Origin of the sequence: Bifidobacterium saguinibicoloris (genome assembly GCF_019331725.1) — a bacterium.
Classification (GTDB): Bacteria; Actinomycetota; Actinomycetes; order Actinomycetales; family Bifidobacteriaceae; genus Bifidobacterium; species Bifidobacterium saguinibicoloris.
The window spans coordinates 55,464-72,911 of record NZ_JAHBBF010000012.1 but is presented as its reverse complement, the minus strand read 5'-3'; the positions used below and the strand labels follow the sequence as shown (position 1 = coordinate 72,911).

At 57.2% G+C, this 17,448-nt stretch carries 10 protein-coding genes; 5 read left to right on the top strand and 5 right to left on the bottom strand.

Features of this window, described 5'->3' with window-relative positions; all coding sequences use genetic code 11:
• The first annotated feature begins 149 nt into the window (after positions 1-149).
• Both KIH78_RS08200 and KIH78_RS08195 read left to right on the top strand, forming a co-directional pair.
• Complete coding sequence (locus tag KIH78_RS08200) at positions 150-1,448, top strand: ROK family protein (RefSeq protein ID WP_219131960.1); 1,299 nt, start codon at positions 150-152, stop codon at positions 1,446-1,448.
• A 176-nt stretch (positions 1,449-1,624) separates the two neighbouring features.
• Positions 1,625-2,884 carry a nucleotide sugar dehydrogenase gene (locus KIH78_RS08195; RefSeq protein ID WP_219131959.1) on the top strand — a complete coding sequence of 420 codons (1,260 nt, stop codon included), beginning with the start codon at positions 1,625-1,627 and terminating at the stop codon, positions 2,882-2,884.
• A gap of 101 nt (positions 2,885-2,985) precedes the next feature.
• On the opposite strand, the gene KIH78_RS08190 is transcribed toward KIH78_RS08195, so the two are convergent.
• The 3 genes from KIH78_RS08190 to KIH78_RS08180 are packed head-to-tail and all read right to left on the bottom strand — an operon-like array spanning position 2,986 to position 7,156.
• Positions 2,986-5,031, bottom strand: a complete 2,046-nt coding sequence (locus KIH78_RS08190) for a glycosyltransferase (RefSeq protein WP_219131958.1) — start codon at positions 5,029-5,031, stop codon at positions 2,986-2,988.
• Between the two features lie 5 nt (positions 5,032-5,036).
• Positions 5,037-6,320, bottom strand: a complete 1,284-nt coding sequence (locus KIH78_RS08185) for an ABC transporter ATP-binding protein (RefSeq protein ID WP_219131957.1) — start codon at positions 6,318-6,320, stop codon at positions 5,037-5,039.
• On the bottom strand, positions 6,320-7,156 hold the full coding sequence (locus tag KIH78_RS08180) for an ABC transporter permease (RefSeq protein WP_219131956.1): 837 nt from the start codon (positions 7,154-7,156) through the stop codon (positions 6,320-6,322). The genes KIH78_RS08185 and KIH78_RS08180 overlap by 1 nt, the downstream gene beginning before the upstream one ends.
• Positions 7,157-7,381: 225 nt before the next feature.
• On the opposite strand from KIH78_RS08180, the gene KIH78_RS08175 reads away from it, so the two are divergent.
• From KIH78_RS08175 to KIH78_RS08165, 3 genes are all read left to right on the top strand, one after another.
• Positions 7,382-8,680, top strand: coding sequence for a hypothetical protein (locus KIH78_RS08175; protein ID WP_214315635.1), 1,299 nt, complete (start codon positions 7,382-7,384; stop codon positions 8,678-8,680).
• Positions 8,681-8,746: 66 nt separating this feature from the next.
• Entirely contained in the window at positions 8,747-10,993 is a 2,247-nt protein-coding gene (locus KIH78_RS08170; RefSeq protein WP_214315633.1) for a glycosyltransferase, read from the top strand.
• A gap of 93 nt (positions 10,994-11,086) precedes the next feature.
• The gene (locus KIH78_RS08165) at positions 11,087-12,712 is read left to right on the top strand and encodes a hypothetical protein (protein ID WP_219131955.1); all 1,626 of its coding nucleotides are present in this window, start codon (positions 11,087-11,089) and stop codon (positions 12,710-12,712) included.
• Positions 12,713-12,830: 118 nt separating this feature from the next.
• Here the strand turns inward: KIH78_RS08165 and KIH78_RS08160 are convergent, their stop codons facing one another.
• Together KIH78_RS08160 and KIH78_RS08155 are read right to left on the bottom strand one after the other, a co-directional pair.
• Positions 12,831-13,328, bottom strand: coding sequence for a hypothetical protein (locus KIH78_RS08160; protein ID WP_219131954.1), 498 nt, complete (start codon positions 13,326-13,328; stop codon positions 12,831-12,833).
• Between the two features lie 145 nt (positions 13,329-13,473).
• Positions 13,474-17,367: an RICIN domain-containing protein gene (locus KIH78_RS08155; RefSeq protein WP_219131953.1), complete on the bottom strand. Its 3,894-nt coding sequence runs from the start codon at positions 17,365-17,367 to the stop codon at positions 13,474-13,476.
• Positions 17,368-17,448: the final 81 nt, after the last annotated feature.

The window sequence follows — 17,448 nt, the reverse complement described above, 5'->3', positions numbered from 1 at the left end:
CGCCACTAGGTTTGTTGCCTTGTGCAATATACTAAAACACGTCTTCTAGTTTGTCCATACAGGCAACAAATCGGCGTTTCTTCCATTTTGTCACACCGACTACGAAATAATCGGCCCAGACGCCGCTGGACATACGGCATACTGGATGTATGTCCACACAGCCCAACACCGCCGACCGCAATGTCGCCGTAGGCACGAATGGCGCACTGGACGCCGCACGTGGCGTCACCGTGCGTAACCACAATCTGTCGATGATTGCCAACGCCGTCGTGACCGGAGCCACCCATCCCTCGCGGGCTGATCTCGCACGCATGACCGGCCTCAACCGTTCCACCATGACGCGTCTGGTGGAGCACCTCGTCAAATGCGGCATCATCCACGAGCTCGGCAGCGAGAGCAACGGCGCGGGCCGCCCTGCCGTCCCTCTGGCTCCGGCGCTGCACACATACGCCTCCATCGGCGTGGACATCTCCACCGGCTCCATTGAGGCGACTGTGGTGGACCTGTCCGGGGAAACGCTCGCGCAGCATTACCAGCAGCTGAGCACCGTCAGACCGCAGAAGACCTTGAACGTGGTTCGTCGCATCATTGACGACATGTACCAGCGTGCCGTGGATGCCGAGCTCACCGTGGTGGGCATCACTGTGGCGCTGCGCGGCCTGATTGACGCCAACCGCACGTACCTGCTCAGCAGTCCGAATCTCGGCTGGAGCAACATCGACCTGCTGGGAGAACTGCGCAACGCCTCCCCCTCCCATATGTTGCCACAAGTCTCATTCATGAACGCCGCCGATGCCGGCGCCTATGCAGAGACCTATCTGCGCAACAAACAGGGGCGCACACTAGGGGATTATCTCTATGTTTCCGGTGGCGTGGGTATCGACACGGCCCTGGTGACCGGTACCGGGTTCGATACCGGCTCCCACGGCTGGGCCGGCGAGCTAGGACACGTGTTCGTGGCCGAGGGCACCCGGCAATGCTCCTGCGGCAACACAGGCTGTCTGGAATCGTTCGCCGGGCAGCATGCCATCATGGCCGCATGCGGCCTGCCGGTGAATGGTTCTACCGGCAACCTGTTCGCAGCGTTGTCCCGCAAGGAACCGGAAGCCTGCAAGGCCGTGGATACCGCTGCCCAGTGTCTGGGAATCGCGCTTTCCGCGTTCGTGAACATCTGCGACGTGTCCACCATCGTGCTGGATGGCCTGTACGCGCAGCTGTTCGAATATCTGGAGCCCCCGTTGCAGCAGGTGATGAAACGGCGGGTGCTGTCCTCGCAGTGGGCAGATATCAAGGTGCTCAAATCCGTGTCGACGAACAACACGGTGGCGTTGGGCGCCGCGTGGAAGGGCATGGTGGAGTTCCTCGCCGACCCGGATCGTTGGCAGAAGCAGTCCGAGGACCGTCTCAACTACTACCCGATTACCAGCACCCCGTCGGTGACCATCTGACAGCACCTCAATCACCCATATAGACCCTGCACTCCTGTGGCTTTGCCAGCCGTTGTCATGGTTCGTTTGCAATCAAGACACTAGTCACCTTGCGATTACCCAATTAAGGGCTAGGCAACCCCATATCCGGTTATTCTGAAGCCAGGACGAAACACGGCAGGGGAAGTCAGTGAGATATGAGAATCGCGGTTGCCGGTACGGGCTATGTGGGGTTGTCGGTGGCGTTGCTGCTGGCGCAGCATAACGAGGTGCATGCGCTGGATATCGTGCCGGAGAAGGTGGAGTTGCTGAATGCCGGCAGGAGCCCGATCGTGGACAGGGAGATCACCGCGTTCCTGGATGCGGACAAGTCCGGTGAGCGTCCGTTGGATTTCCAGGCCACGCTGGATGCCGAGCAGGCGTATTCGGGTGCTGATTTCGCGGTGGTGGCGACGCCCACGAACTATGATCCGCGGAAGAACTATTTCGACACGTCCAGTGTGGAGGCGGCGATCGCCGCGATCCGCAAGTATGACGAGACCGCGTGGATTGTCATCAAGTCCACGATTCCGGTGGGCTACACCGCGCAGATCCGCGAGAAGCTCGGCGATCGGCGCATCCTGTTCTCCCCGGAGTTCCTGCGCGAGGGTCACGCGCTGTATGACAATCTGCATCCGAGCCGCATCGTGGCGGGCGCTCCGCAGGATGATGCGGAGGCGGTGAAGGCCGCGCACACGTTCGTCGGCCTGCTGGCGCAGGGCGCGGCTCCCGAGGAGGCCCAGCGCACGAACCCGGATGGTTCCAAGGGTATTCCGGAATTGGTGGTGGGTCCCACGGAGGCGGAGGCCATCAAACTGTTCGCGAACACGTATCTGGCGTTGCGCGTGGCCTATTTCAACGAGCTGGACACGTATGCTGAGAGCCGCGGATTGGATACGCGCGAGATCATCAAGGGCGTGTGCCTGGATCCGCGCATCCGCGACGACTACAACAACCCGAGCTTCGGCTATGGCGGCTACTGTCTGCCGAAGGATACGAAGCAGCTGCTCGCCAACTATGATACGGTCCCGCAGAACCTCATCGAGGCAATCGTGGACTCGAACACCACGCGCAAGGATTTCGTCGCCGATGAGGTCCTGCAATTGGTGGACGCCGCCCGTGCCGCCGGCAAGGAGCGTCCGGTGGTGGGCGTGTACCGGCTTACGATGAAGTCCGGTTCGGATAATTTCCGCCAGTCCGCCGTCCAGGGTGTGATGAAGCGCATCAAGGCAAAGGGCGTGGACGTGCTCGTCTACGAACCGACGCTCGACAAGCCTGATTTCTTCGGCAGCCCCGTCACCCACGATTTGGCCGCGTTCAAGCGCGACGCCGACGTGATCATCTCCAACCGTTGGAACGCCGACCTCGCCGATGTCAGCGACAAGGTCTACACGAGGGACCTGTTCCGGCGGGACTGACCGATCTAGAACGGAGATCACTCAAAAGGGTCTGATTGCTGTTTCCGGTCAAGAGACAGTCCCGGCCGGAGACAGCAATCAGTAGATGCCCCCGATGTCCGTCATTCGCCCTTCGCTGGGCTATCGCCGAAGATTTTCGCCCACGTGTTCATGGAGGTCAGATCGGCGGCCTTGTACTGGGCGGCGAGACGCTTCCAGTTGCGCAGGATGCGCTTGACGAGGCGGTAGCCTTCCCACATGTTCCTGTGGAAAAGCTTGTCGTCGCGCTTGAGCCATGCCACGGAGTTGCCGTCCGGCGAGGTGACGAGCACGGAACGCGGATGGCCTGCGGACACCCATGTCCACCAGTAGGAGTCCTGGGCGGGGATGGCCATGTCCGGACGCTCGGCATTGCCGTCGTTCTCGGAGGAGAGCATGCTGCCGGTCACGTATTTCAGCGCCTTCTTGAGACGGTACTTGGTGCCCGTGGGGTGGCGGCGGGCGGACACGTATTCGCGGTCCGGTTCGGGGAAGTCCTCGAAGCTGGGCTTGGTCTGGGTATCCGCGTACTTGCCGCGCAGTTCACGCACTTCGGCGAGCTTGGTGGGGAACGAGTCCACGATGTATTGCGGCCCGCGCAGAATGTCCTTGAGCGCCTGGTGGTGCAGCGCCATGCCGGAGTAGATGAATCGCATGCCGAGGACGGCGTCCGCGTACATGAATTCGAGCATCATCCGGTTGAAGGGGCGTTCGGGCTGCAGGAGCAGCGCGGCGATCCACCGGTTGCGGACGAAGAAGTACTCCTCCCAGGTGCGGGCGGGATCCTTGCTGTGCCATGCCTGATGCCATACGGCCACACCGGGTAGGCAGACGGTGGGAAAACCGGCCCGCTTGGCGCGCACGCCGTATTCGATGTCGTCGAATTTGATGAACACGGGCAGGGAAAGTCCGACGGCCTTGATGGCGGCGACGGGGATGAGGCACATCCACCAGCCGTTGAAGTCGCCGTCGATGCGCTGATGCCGTTCGGGCGTGTCACGCAGGGGTTCGGCGGCGAAGTCGTGGTTGTAGCCGAGTTCGAGGGATGGCTTCATCCACATGCGCTGCCAGTCGAACCGTTCGCCTTGCGTGTAGAGCATGGTGCGGTTGTCGAGGTGGAGCATGCCGCCGCCGACGAGCACGGGTTTGATGGCGTAGTCGGCGAATTGGACAGCGCGCAGGATGGCTTCCGGTTCGCTGATGGCGTCATCGTCGAGCAGGAGGCAGTAGGCGCTGGTGCCGTGTTTCACGGTTTCGTACATGCCGCGGGAGAAGCCGCCGGAGCCGCCGAGGTTGCGTTGGCGGATGTAGGTGAGTTGGCTGCCGAGTTCGTCGGCGACTGCCGGGTAGTCGGCTTGGTCGCTTACGTGATCGGTGCCTTGGTCGGTGCAGTAGATGGTGTCGAGGCGTTCGCGCAACGCCGTCGCCTTGCTGATGGTCTTGAGCTGGTTGAGGCAGTAGGGCGCGCGGTTGAACGTGGTGATGGCGATGGAGAGTTTGGTATCGCCGGCCGTCGCGCGTTTGGCGGCGGGCGCCTGCCATGCGGCGTCCGCGATGTGCAGGTCGATGCCGGATTCTGCTTCGGCGTCGAACCAGAAGAAGCCGCCGTCCATGAGGTCGGTCATGGGGATTTCGATGGCGATGTCCTGCCAGTCGTTCGGGCTGTCTACAACGATGGAACCGGCTGGGAACAGGAGTCCGCGGCCGTCGGATCGGTTGAGGCTGATGCTGCCCTGTCCTTTGGCGCGGGCGACGAACCGCATGACGTCCACGCGCGTCCAGCGACGCCAGTGGCCTGCGGGGAACGCGTTGAAGAACGTGCATGTGGAGGTCTTCATGCCCGCGCGCACGAGCAGTTCGTCACGGTTGACAAATCGGAACGTGGCCTTTGTAGCACCGGTGCTTTTGCTGCCGGTAAGGCCTCGCCGGATGAGCCGCTGGAACTGGGACTGGTTCATACCGCCCAAGTTGAGCTGGCGCATGTCGATGCCGAATTCAAGAGTGGCGTCCGAGAGCATGGGCTGGGTCCAGTCGAGCGCATACAGCGGCCATACCTGATCCACATCCTGCGTAGGGTAGACGACACGGACCACGGATTCCCACGTAGTGGTTTCAACAGTGTTCGTCATGACGATCACTCCTTGGTGGCGATTTCAGGTTCGTCAATTTGCTTGATGGTCAACGCCCGATCACTGAGCAGCGCATAATCGCGATTGCGATTGTCTCGGATGACGAACGTGCATGCGTTGTCATCCACAGCGACCGCGACCATGTCTGTGTTGTATGGGTCCACCGGGCTCGGCGTCCTCAACGAGGTGAACAAGCGGAACTCGCCATTGTTGAACAGTGTGAGAGGCAGCTCGAAATACACGGTCCGGTGACCATGCTCCGTCATTTTGATTGTCTTGGCACCAGTGTCATACGTGATGCCGCCTCGACGGATGTCATGCATGGCGATTGCCAGATAGAAATCACCAGGTTCATCATACTGGTATTCGACGCCGAACCGGAAGGTGTCCGTGCTCTTGTACACCTTGTCTTCCACGGCGAACGTGCGGAGGAGCGGGCAGCGTTCATTCAGTCCCGAGGGGTACTGGTGCTTGGCGAGCTGCTCTTTGCGGTTCCGCTCCTGCTCTTTCTTCTCCGCGTTCAGGTTCTCAAGGGTGTACTTGCTGGTCACGGTCTCCTTGTCGCCGATGGCGGCGACCTCGCCGTCTTTGATCATCATGGCGCGGGTGCAATACTTCTTGACCGAATTCATATCGTGGGTCACGAGAATAACCGTCTTCGTGGGATCCTTGCGGATTTCGGTAAAGAAATCGTCGCACTTACGTTGGAACGCCTCGTCGCCCACGGCGAGCACCTCATCGAGCACGAGGATATCGCCTTGTGCCTTGATGGCCACGGAGAATGCGAGACGCACCTGCATGCCGGAAGAGTAGTTCTTGAGCTTCTGGTCCATGAATTCTTCGAGCTCGGCGAATTCCACGATGTCGTCGTACATGGCGTCGACTTCCTCATGGGTGAAGCCGAGCAACGCACCGTTCAGGTACACGTTCTCACGGCCGGTGAGCTCCGGGTTGAAGCCCACACCGAGTTCGATGAACGGCACGAGCTTGCCATTGACCGTCACGCTGCCGGTTTCTGGGCAATAAATCTGGGAAATGATTTTCAACAGAGTGGACTTACCACCACCGTTGCGGCCAACGATGCCGAAGAATTCGCCCTGATGCACCTCGAAGGAGACATCCTTCAGCACCTGCTGCTTTTTATATCCCTTGATGCCCTTGGTCCAGTTGATGAAGGCCTGCTTCAGACCAGTGGCCTGTTCCGTAGGCAGCTTGAACACCTTGGACACGTGTTCCACTGAGAGAACGACCGGATTCTCCATGACGTTATTGGAAAGTTGGTTCGACATCACATGACCTCTGCAAATTTACGGCTGTTGCGGCGGAACAGATAAACACCCAACCACAGCAACGCGATGGTCAGGACCACAGGAATAGCTTGCAATGCTGGATTATCCAACGTGTTCCACACAGTCGGTTGGGTATCCGGAGCAACAAGATTATGTCGGATATCCTGAATGGTCTGGGCAAAGGGATTGATGAGCTCCAAACGAGCCAGCTCCGCATAGATGCCGCCACGGTTGATGACGTAACTGAGCGGGTAGATAATCGGCATGCCATAGAAGACCAGCTGCTGCAGCACTTCCCAGATGTGCGCGATGTCTCGGAAGTATACGTACATGGTGGCCATGATGAGGGTCCAGCCAAGCGTCACCGCATACAGCTGGATGATGTTGATGGGGACCAGTACCACCCGCCATGTGAAGTCGACGCGCGAAACCAACGCGAACAGCAACACCACGCAAAGGTTGATGGCATAGCTAATCATGGCACCCACAGTGGCGGAAACCACCACAATGTAGTTCGGGAAATGAATCTTACGCAGCAGATCGCCACGGTCAACCACCGACCGAAGACCAGTGTTCGTGGACTCGGTGACGAACTGCCACGAGCTGATGCCCAGCAGCAGCACAACCGGGTATGTGGGGGTACCATCAGACATGCGCAGGAATTTGCCAAACACCACGTACATGACGCAGAACATCATGAGCGGCTTGAGCACGGACCATGCGATGCCGAGGAAGGACCCCTGATAGCGGAGCCGGAAATCAGTCTTCACCAGTCCTTGGAGGACGACCCACGCATAGTCATAGCGGGCCTTCAGCTTGCTTACGAGTTCTTGCACGGTCACCTATTCTAACAACGGGGTTTCTATCGGCACGAGCCGGTGAGACGACTGTACACGCTACTCCCAACGAACCTCCACAATATGAAAGCCTTCTCCATCAGTGTTTCGAGTTAATCGGAGAAGGCTTCCTTGATTCAGTCTAATCGTCAATGTCGAAATCACCCGGATGCAGACGCCCATACCTCTTAGAATGAAGGCACCCATTTAGGAAAGGACGCTCTCATGGACAACATCATCAAGGGCAAACGCATATTAATAACGCACGTATTCATTCAACGTCTTATGGGATCCACCGTCCTGACCCTAGAACTCGCCGACTATCTTCAACAGCAAGGCGCGGACGTCACTGTTTTCTGCAGTGAGTATGCAGAACCTGTACGCAGTCTGTTCGAGGAACGTCATCTGAAGGTAATTGACGACGAGAATCATGATTTTCATTTGGCAGACTATGACATCATCTGGTTGAACAGCCAGGTGCTTCCCCTCTCCCTAGTAGAAGAACTTAAGCATCCTGTTCAGGAAACCCTCCCCGCTTTTATCTTCAACCACATGTCTGCCTTAGACAAAATTGCGGACGAGTTCCCGTACATCTATGGGCTTGAAGAACGTCTGGCCTCACTGGTACTCACCATCGCGCCCGAAGTCGAGCGCAAAATCCTTCCCTACTTCGATGTAATTCCTCCGCATGCCTTGTTCCCGAATCCCGCACCAACGGCATTCTCCGAACTGCATCACGATATGCCCGAACAAACCCTTAAGCGCGTTCTCATCGTCTCCAATCACGCACCACAGGAGATACACGATGCCGCCGCGCTTCTGGAGTCCAGAGGAATCGAAGTGGCTCATTTTGGTGAGGGGGGGGGACGCCCCACATTAGTCACGCCAGAGAGACTAAGCGGCTACGACGCGGTGATTACCATCGGGAAAACCGTACAGTATTGTCTGACCGCCGGGATTCCGGTGTACGTTTATGATCATTTCGGAGGATTTGGCTACCTTGATGATGGTAATTTCGCGTTAGCCGCAGAGAATAATTTCTCCGGTCGAGGGGGTAGCCAGCACTCAGCCGAGTATATTGCCGACGACATCATCACTCATTATCCGCAAGCTCTCGCCTATCACACGCATAATCGCGAATCCTTCATTAATCGCTATTCCATCGATTGTGTGCTGCCTGTATTACTGCAGTCCGTTCATAAACGACAGATTGAGCCCTTCTCCTCGGCTTATACGCTCTCCGTACTCAGCGCGGAAAGGGGCGCTTACCGCTTCTACAGGACCTGGTCCTGGGCAAATTATCTTGAGGATGAACGAGCCAGATTGACCACCAGGCTGGACCAGACTTCGGAAGAGTTGGGGAATGTACGAGCAGCGCTCCAAACCCTGCAGGATTCTGAAGCCCGCCTTCAGCATCGATTGCAGGAAATCGAGTCCTCGCACGCATTCCGCATTGGCAAGGTGCTGATGTTGCCACCTCATCTCATCAAGGTGCTTACACGTCGCCTGCTGCGCCGTAGCTGAATCAGGTACCGCCCCGACTGGAACATCACATATGTGCAGTTCCAGTCGGGGCGGTACCATCACAGTATGCCTAAACTATCGATTATCGTACCTATCTACAACGTCGAGAGCTTCCTTGACCAATGCTTGGAGTCCATCCGCAAGCAGACGTTCGAGGATTGGGAATGCCTGCTGTTCTCCGATGGAAGCAAAGATGGTTCCATCGACATCATGAAGCGTTTCGCCGCCGAGGACGCCCGCTTCAAGGTGATCGACAAGCAGAATGAAGGCTATGGCACCACATGCAACCGTGGTCTTGACATGGCCCAAGGCGACTGGGTCTGTGTCGTGGAACCCGATGATTTCATCGACCCGAACATGTATGAGAACCTTTTGAGCGCAGACCGTTCCGAAAAAGGCAAGGTCGATGTTATCAAGGGCTCATACTGGCTGTACTACGATGCACGGGAACCGTATACAGAGGCTCTGGAAGCTCCGAACCTCGCCCGCTTCATGCCGAAGCGTCGTATCGATTTCACTCTCGACGAATTCACCGAGCCGTTCTATCATCATCCGTCCATCTGGTCGGCGGTATATCGCCGCGATTTTCTGAACGGAGACAACAAGGCCGGTCGCAAGATCCGGTTCAAGCAGATTCCCGGTGCAGGTTGGACCGACAACCCGTTCTTCGCCGAGACGATGGTACTGGCGGACCGCATCGTGTGGATGCCTGGTCAGTATTACTATTATCGTCAAACGAATCCGGGGGCATCCACGTTCCTGAAGGATTTCCGTCTCCCCTTCGACCGTCTTCGCGACATGCGTGAGTTCCTTGATGAACAGCGTATCTCACGGCCAGTCCTGCACGCGTTCTATTCCCGCGAGTTCGATTACGTGACATCCGTCATTGGCGAGTTCGGCTATGACGACAAGAACCCCGAGGTCCGCAAGCTCATCCGTGAGGTGTTCGAATCCATGGACCGCAACGAGGTGTTCCTCATGGACAATCTGCGTCCGGAATTCCTTGACTACTACATGGATTTCATGGGCGAATCGTATGAGGCCAAGCATCACGAGGTCAACGCACATCCGGATTTGTCCATCGTGCTACTTACCAAGGATGCCCGCTCGTGGATTGTGGAGACGCTGGAATCATACGCGAAGTTCAATCGTCTGTCCTGTGAGTTCATCCTAATCGATGAGGGCTCCCAGGACAGCACGATGAACATCGCCGACAATTTCGCACAGAAGGATAGACGATTCGTTGTCAAGTTGAACGCCAGCCGTGCGGCGGGCACAGGCAATGGTGAGCATCTCAAGCTTGCCGAGCAGATTCGGCTAGCCATCGAGAACGCTCATGGCGAGTACACGATATTCGTCCCATCGAACTACGTCATCGGCGAGAAGATGTTGTATGCAAGCGTCGCCGGCGCAAAGAAGGCACAAGCGGACGTCGCACTGCCGGATGATGGCAACGCACACGCCGACTATTTGCTGAATCGCATGCGCTCGCTGAATCTGGCTCTGCCTTCCTCCGCCGTTGAGTCCCCTGACTCCACTCGAGGCCCGATTTATGGCCCGTTCCAGGCTTCGGATATTCCGGATGCGATGTTCACGCTGAACAGGACATTCAGCTGGCTGCGCTTGTACAGGACGGCCTTCCTCAAGGAAAACCATATCACTGCGAGTAGCTCCGACGTCACCAATGCGCTTTACGGGTTTGCCGGCCAAACACTCCTGCATGCCGATAAGATCGCCTTCCTGGATCTGAAAAAGGATTGGAAGATTCGTAATGTGCAACGTCAGCAGGTCGGATCGGCATTCTGGCTGGCCTTGGTGAAGAACATCCCGTATTCCAGCGAAACGGATCCCATCATGCCATCCGTTCTTGAGTTCGGTGAGGTACTTCACACTCAGGGCCTGTACGACAAGTTTGAGCGCGGATACCTTAACGCGATATTGACCGCATTCATGCAGGACATCTATGGTCGATACACGCCTGAGCATATCGAAAAGTATCTGTCCACATACCAAGAGAAGGTTGTGAACCTTCTGGATGTAAAAGACCATGGCGCGTTGTATTTCTATGACGCGGATGCTTTCAACGACTTCCAGAAAATCGTGTTTAGTCCGAACCTGAATCTCTGGCTCGAAGAACGCGTTCTGCGAGATGAGAATATTTTGTTTGAGCTCGATAAGGAGATCAACGATATTCGAAACTCCACGCGTTTCAAGACAGGCGAAACGATTGTCGAGACGGTGAAGAAACTCTCGCCGTCTAATCTGATTGCGCAAGCGCAGGCTAAGGCACGACTGGGCAAGAGAACACACTGAACAAGGCGTATTGGGGGCGCGCACTGCGATATGTGTGCGCCCCAACGTATGTAAAACATGTTTTATACACGACATTAATAGGTGAATGACCGAATGAATATACCGCAACCGACAAAGGCTACCCGCGTACTTGCGACAATAGGAGAAGTCCTCACTCAGATTTCAGTCTGGATAGCAATAGCTTTTTTTGCCATTACGGGACTTCTGTCGTTCATAGTGACAACCACTATGCCGAATTACACCTATAATGTCGAGTTTACGACTAAGGGCTGGTGGAAGGTAACGATTGTTTCGGTCTTGGCAATACTCGTTGTAGCTTATCTCGACAAGAAAGGCCTTCTAGCAAGAATTAACACGAAGAAACTCTCGCTTGCACTTATTTTTTATAGCGCATTAGTGGGCGTATTTTGGATTGCAATGGCCAACGTATGGCCTGAGTGGGATCCCTTGTATGTTCTGAAAGCAGCGGAAGCGACAAGTGACCCCAACTTGCAGCTGCAATGCCCAGGAGATGAGGTTTCGTGGATTCTTTGCCCCGGCGGATATTTGGAACGGTTCCCTTATCAGATTCCCCTGGTCATTGTCGACAGAGTCCTGCTATTTGTTTTTGGACAAGGCGCATATCTCGCTTTCGAAGTCATTAACGTCATCTGTGTCGCCGCAACACTGGTGCTGATCGGCAGAATAACGGACGCTTTGTTCGGTAACGCCGCCTACACGAACACTACTCTGTTACTCGGCTTTACATTCCTCCCCTTGATTTTCTACGTGACCTTTGCCTATGGCAACACGATAAGCTTGCCTTTCATCGCCGGAGCGGTTTTATTCCAAGTCAAGTATTTCAACACAGGCAAGTTACTCCAGGCAATCATCGCCCTTGGCCTTGTTGCTCTTGGCCTCACATTCAAGTCAAGCATGATTTACGTTCTGGCGGCAATGGTAGCGGCATGGATAATCCATGCGCTCAAGGAGCATAGTTTGAAGGATGTTCTGTGTCTCCTACTGGCATGCATCTGCTATTTGCTGCCTGGACTCGCCGTGGGGGCCAGTGCCTACTATCTCAATCTGAATCCGAACATTGGAGAGCCCAAAACCGTCTGGTTCGCCATGGGTACGCAACGCCCCTCGGATGAATCTTCCAATAATTACGGGTGGTATAATGGGTATCCTCTGAAATGGAATCCCGAAGATTACGACCAGCATGTCATCAAAGAAGAATCGATTTCGTCAATAAAGCAGTCGATATCAGAATTTGCAAATGATCCCGCATACGCTTGGACTTTCTTTTCCCGTAAATTTACTTCCGAATGGACTGATCCTCTATACGAATCTCTCTTGGCGAGCAACTGGTCCAGCCATGGCGCCGATCGCCCGATAATGTCCGAACGCTCAATCAGTCCTGTGTTGCGTTCTATATATTACGGGAAGCTCCATAAGCTGATTCTCGCAGCCATAGATGGACTACAATTCTTGATTCTTGCAGGTTGTTTCGCATATCTTGTTAGGAACTGGAAAACAATAAAGGCCCAGCTGATTCCTATCATTATCACGCCTGTAGGAGTGGCTATCCTGTACCTATTCTGGGAAGCGCAATCTCAATACATCATGCCAGCATATATATTGATGCTTCCGCTAGCCGGCGCAGGTATCCAAATCATCTCCTCAGCAGCAACAAAGGTCATAGAGAAAGCGGTACCGCGAGTGAACGTCGAAAGGTAACGAGATGAGGCGGATATTCCCCATATAGTCCGCCTCACACATTTAATCCGATATCCACCTCAGCGCGGCGGTATGGAATATCCGCTTTTCTTCCCCTTCACTACCACAATCGTTCGAATCACTCAGCCGCGGTGATGGTGAGGCTGAGTCCGCTGTTGGCGTTGTAGATCCAGCTGGCGGTGAGTCCGTCCCAAGTGAAGGTCTGCTGGTCCGGCTGGTCCTGTTTGGAGGTCATGGCGGTGATGTCGTCCGCAGGCATGTCGAGCTGTTTCGCCACGCAGTCGAAGGTGGTGAAGTCCGATTGCGATCCGGACAGCAGGGTGAGGGATTTGCCGGCTCCGTCGGCGATGAGGGATTCCTTCGTGTTGTCGGAGGAGTCGAAGTCGGTGTGCGGGTCACACTTCTTGACGGCTCGCTGCAGTTTGCTGGGCAGCGGGGATACGTCCGCCGGCTGGTTGTTCGATTGCGGTGTCGCATGCCGTTGTGCGGACGAGTGGTTCTTGAACGCGGCGATGCCGATTGCGATGACTGCGACCGCGATAACTGCGACGACCGCCACGATGATGCGGTTGCGGACGGTGTGCGATGCGGTGGTGTTGGACGATTCGGAAGACATGATGCGTGGCTTTCCTGATTGACGGTGGTTGGAAGACTTGATTGGTTGGGGCGGTGGATTACGAACGAATGGAACGGTAGGTAGTGTTGAGGCCGGGCCGACAGAGAATGCCGACCCGGCCTCAACACTACGCGCGGTCCGAGGATCAGACGAACGGACGCTTCACCACGGTGGGCGTGCCGTGCACCCACATGTTGGCGGTGCGCACCTGTCCGGGCCATGCCTCGATGATCTGATCGTTGCCGAGGTAGATGGCCACGTGGCCGGGCCAAAACAGCAGGTCGCCGCGTCTGCGGTCGTTCAGTCCGACGGACTTGAACCTGCCGTCGCCGGCCATGTTGTTGGCGTCATGGCTGTGATACGGGTCGTACCAGTGGGCGGAGGGGTTATAGTCGCCGAGGTTCATGCCGGTGGCGTACAGCGACTGCATGACCAGTCCGGCGCAGTCCACGCCTTCGCCGGGACGGAGTGCGTAGTCCCACACGTACCGTGTTCCGAGGTAGTCGTAGGCGCGGCTGATCATCGCTTCCACGGCCTGCTCGCGCGTGGCGCTCATGCCGATGCGGGAGGGCGAGGCGTAGCCGAACTTGCCGTTCTGCGGCACGGAGACGTCGCAGGAGCTCACCTGGAAGAATCCGGCGGGGTTCTGCCATCCACGCTTGCCGCAGCCGTTCCACACCAGCCTGCCGTACTGGAAGTTCTGAGCGCGGCCCTTGCCATAGTCGTACTCCTCGGAGGTGGGGTACCCCAGCGAGCTGTTCTCGAAACCACGGGATGCATAGTCCGCCAGAATGGATGCAGTCACACCGTGCGCACTAGTCTGAGGAGCCTTGAACACGGTACCGCCTTGGAAGCGCTGGGAAGCACCACCGTCACGCAGGCCGGTCGTCTCATCCGTGGTCGGATATCCCAACCAGCCTGCCTGCCAACCGTTAACCGCCCAGTAATCCTGAATCGCACCACGCGTGAAGTGCGCCCCAGTGGCAGACGACCAATGAATCTCACCATGCTGGAAAACCTGCGACACGCCACTGCCGAGGTTGTTTTCCTCGGACGTCGGATACCCAAGGGTGCTGTTTTCATAACCGATATCGGCATACTTTTTGAGGATGGATTTTTTCACGGCATGCGCACTAGTCTGAGGAGCCTTGAACACGGTACCGCCTTGGAAACGCTGGGAAGCACCACCGTCACGCAGGCCGGTCGTCTCATCCGTGGTCGGATATCCCAACCAGCCTGTTTGTCCGCCATTGGTCTTCCAGTAATCCTGAATCGCACCACGCGTGAAGTGCGTCCCAGTGGCAGACGACCAATGAATCTCACCATGCTGGAAAGACTGGGATACCCCACCCTTCAGCAAACGCTGTTCGGAGGTCGGATACCCAAGCGTTCCCCGCTCGGACTGAAGTGAAACATACTTCTCCAGAATGGGACTACGCACTGCGTGCGTGCCGTACTTTGCGGAGACGTACACGGTGCCTCCAGTGAACGACTGCCAAGAGCCGGACCTGACGTCGGTCAGCTCGCTGGTGGGGTCGCCGAGGGTCTGATGCTTCAGCCAGTACGTATAGACTTCGCCGCTGACCACGCGTGTGGCGTCGACGTCCGTGTTGGACGTGGCCGCGATGATGCCGTTGGCGAACTGCTTGACGTAACTACCATCGGTACGCTGCACCACGATATTGTCCGCGGCTTTACCAAGAGCGCCATCCGCTCCATTTTCGTTGGTCCAGCGGGTCCAGATGCTGGGAACGGCGGTGTGGTTCACGTCGCTGATGAGCGTGCCCTGTTCGAAAGTCTGAGTGGCGGAGCCGTCCTCTTGCGTGGTGGCATCGGACTTGGGGTAGCCCGCCCAGTAAGGGCCGGACTGGTGTTCGGTCCAGAATGCCGCGATGTCGCCCTGCAGAGTGAAGGCACCGTTGTTCCGGGACCATGCAATCTGCCCGCGCTCGAACTGCTGGGTCTGCGCGTGCTTGGTGCTGTCGGTCTTCATTTCGCCGGTGGGGAAGCCGAGGACTCCCTGTTCGGCGTTGAGGCTGTTGTATTTGTTCAGGATCTCACCGCGCACGGAGAACACGGACTGCGAGGAGGAACGGTAGTACACCACGCCGTTCTGGAACGTCTGCTTGTATCCGCCTTCGGTGGTGACGGCGGTAGCCGTGGGGCGGCCCAACCACAGGTTCTTGTTCCAGTAAGTGCGGATTGGCGCCTTGACCTCGGGCAACGCGACGAACTTCCACTGCTGCGCGACGGTGCCGTTCGCTGTGAAAATCTGCACGTTGGCACCAGACTTGGCGGTACCACCGGCCACGTCCAAAGCCCTTGCCGTATTACCGCTGACGAGTGCGGACCGCAGGATGACGTTGTCTCCAGTACGGATGGCGACCCACTTCTGCGCACGGGTACCGTTGGACACAAACTGCTGCACATTGGTGCCCGGTTTATTATTGCCGTTATCCACATCCAGGACTTTGCCCGATCCCTCATTGGTAATGGTCAGGTAGCCGGTGGCGTCTTGGGTGACTTTCCAACGCTGCGCCGGAGTGATGTTGTCCGTGTAGATCTGCACGTTGGCACTGTTGCCAGTGCTGCCACCGGCCACATCCAGAGAGAGATTGGCGCTCAACGCGGACGTGATGCTGTAGGTGCCCGGGGCAATCGTGCCCTTGTTGTCAGTTGCCAGCTGGTCAAGTCGCTTGTCGAAACCGGGACGGGGCGCCTCGAAGGTCCATTGCTGGGCGTTGGAATCATTGCGCGTATACACCTGCACGTTGGCACCAGACTTGGCGCTGCCGCCGGCCACATCCAACACCGGTGGATGCAGCACCGCGATGGCGGACTGCAGCACGACCTTGTTACCTACGGGAATGGCGATCCATTTCTGCGCACGACTGCCGTTGGAAGCGAATTGCTGCACGTTGGTACCGCTGGCAGCACTGCCGCCGGCCACGTCCAACGCCTTGCCGGACGCCTTGTTGATGAGTATCAGGTAACCCTTGGAGTCCTTGACGACCTTCCAACGCTGTGCCGCAGTGGCGTTATCCTCGTAGTTCTGCACGTTGGCACCATTGGACTTGCTGCCGCCGGAGACGTCCAGCACCAAGGTGGAGCGCAGTCCCGAGGAGACGGTGTATTCACCGGCGCTCACCACGTCCTTGTTCGCAGCGGCGAGACTATCAAGCCTGTCCGCCATGCTCGGCCGCGGCGTCTCGAACTTCCACTGCTGAGCCTTGGTGCCGTTGCCGGTGAACGTCTGCACGTTGGCTGCGGAGCGGGCGTTGCCACCGGTCACATCCAAGACGAGCTGCTTGGAAGGGTCAACCGCGGAACGCAACGTGACGTAATCACCATTGGGGACGGCGATCCACCGCTGCGCCTGCGAGTTGTTGGACGTGTACTGCTGCACGTTGGCTCCAGGTTGGTTGCTGCCCCAAGCCACATCCAACGCTTTGCCGGATTTCTCGTTGACGATGGTCAGATACCCGTTGTCGTTGGTGACCTTCCAGCGCTGAGCGGCGGTGGCGTTGTCCGTGTAGATCTGCACGTTGGAACCGGAACGGGTGTCGCCGCCGGCCACGTCCAGCACCAGATCGGTGTTCAGCGCGCTGGAGATGGTGTATTCACCAGAGGGGACAAGATCCTTGTTCGCAGCCGCCAAGGCATTCAGCTTGCTGGTCGCGGTATCAGCGCTTTGCGCCTGAGGCTGTTCCGTCTGCTGCCGGGGCGCGGATTGCTGCATGCCGTTGAGTGAGCCATCGGCGGCGGAATTCGTCTGGGATGACGTGTTTCCCTCGGTCGTCGATGTGGAGGCTGAGTCTCCCGTATCAGAAGGAGCTGCGCCTTCTGTCCCCTCCTGAGTGGGACTTGCGGAAGTCGAAGGATCTGTGGAAGAAGACTCCATCTGCGTCGTCTGCGGCTGGGTTGCCGTGCCTTCCGCAGCCAACGCGGGAACGCACACGGTGACAGCCAGCATCGAGATGACCGACAGCCCCGCGGCAAGCCCCTTCATCGCATGGGACAGACCGTGTTTATACATCATGGTTATGGTTCTCCATCTCTCGGTTCCGCTATATCATGCGACGGCAAGTCGACAACCGCCCATATGGCGAGGAGGCGGCTC

Coding starts and splice junctions, on each gene's coding strand:
- KIH78_RS08200 (WP_219131960.1), top strand. CDS start 150: ATGTCCACACAGCCCAACACCGCCGACCGCAATGTCGCCGTAGGCACG.
- KIH78_RS08195 (WP_219131959.1), top strand. CDS start 1,625: ATGAGAATCGCGGTTGCCGGTACGGGCTATGTGGGGTTGTCGGTGGCG.
- KIH78_RS08190 (WP_219131958.1), bottom strand. CDS start 5,031: ATGACGAACACTGTTGAAACCACTACGTGGGAATCCGTGGTCCGTGTC.
- KIH78_RS08185 (WP_219131957.1), bottom strand. CDS start 6,320: ATGTCGAACCAACTTTCCAATAACGTCATGGAGAATCCGGTCGTTCTC.
- KIH78_RS08175 (WP_214315635.1), top strand. CDS start 7,382: ATGGACAACATCATCAAGGGCAAACGCATATTAATAACGCACGTATTC.
- KIH78_RS08170 (WP_214315633.1), top strand. CDS start 8,747: ATGCCTAAACTATCGATTATCGTACCTATCTACAACGTCGAGAGCTTC.
- KIH78_RS08165 (WP_219131955.1), top strand. CDS start 11,087: ATGAATATACCGCAACCGACAAAGGCTACCCGCGTACTTGCGACAATA.
- KIH78_RS08160 (WP_219131954.1), bottom strand. CDS start 13,328: ATGTCTTCCGAATCGTCCAACACCACCGCATCGCACACCGTCCGCAAC.
- KIH78_RS08155 (WP_219131953.1), bottom strand. CDS start 17,367: ATGATGTATAAACACGGTCTGTCCCATGCGATGAAGGGGCTTGCCGCG.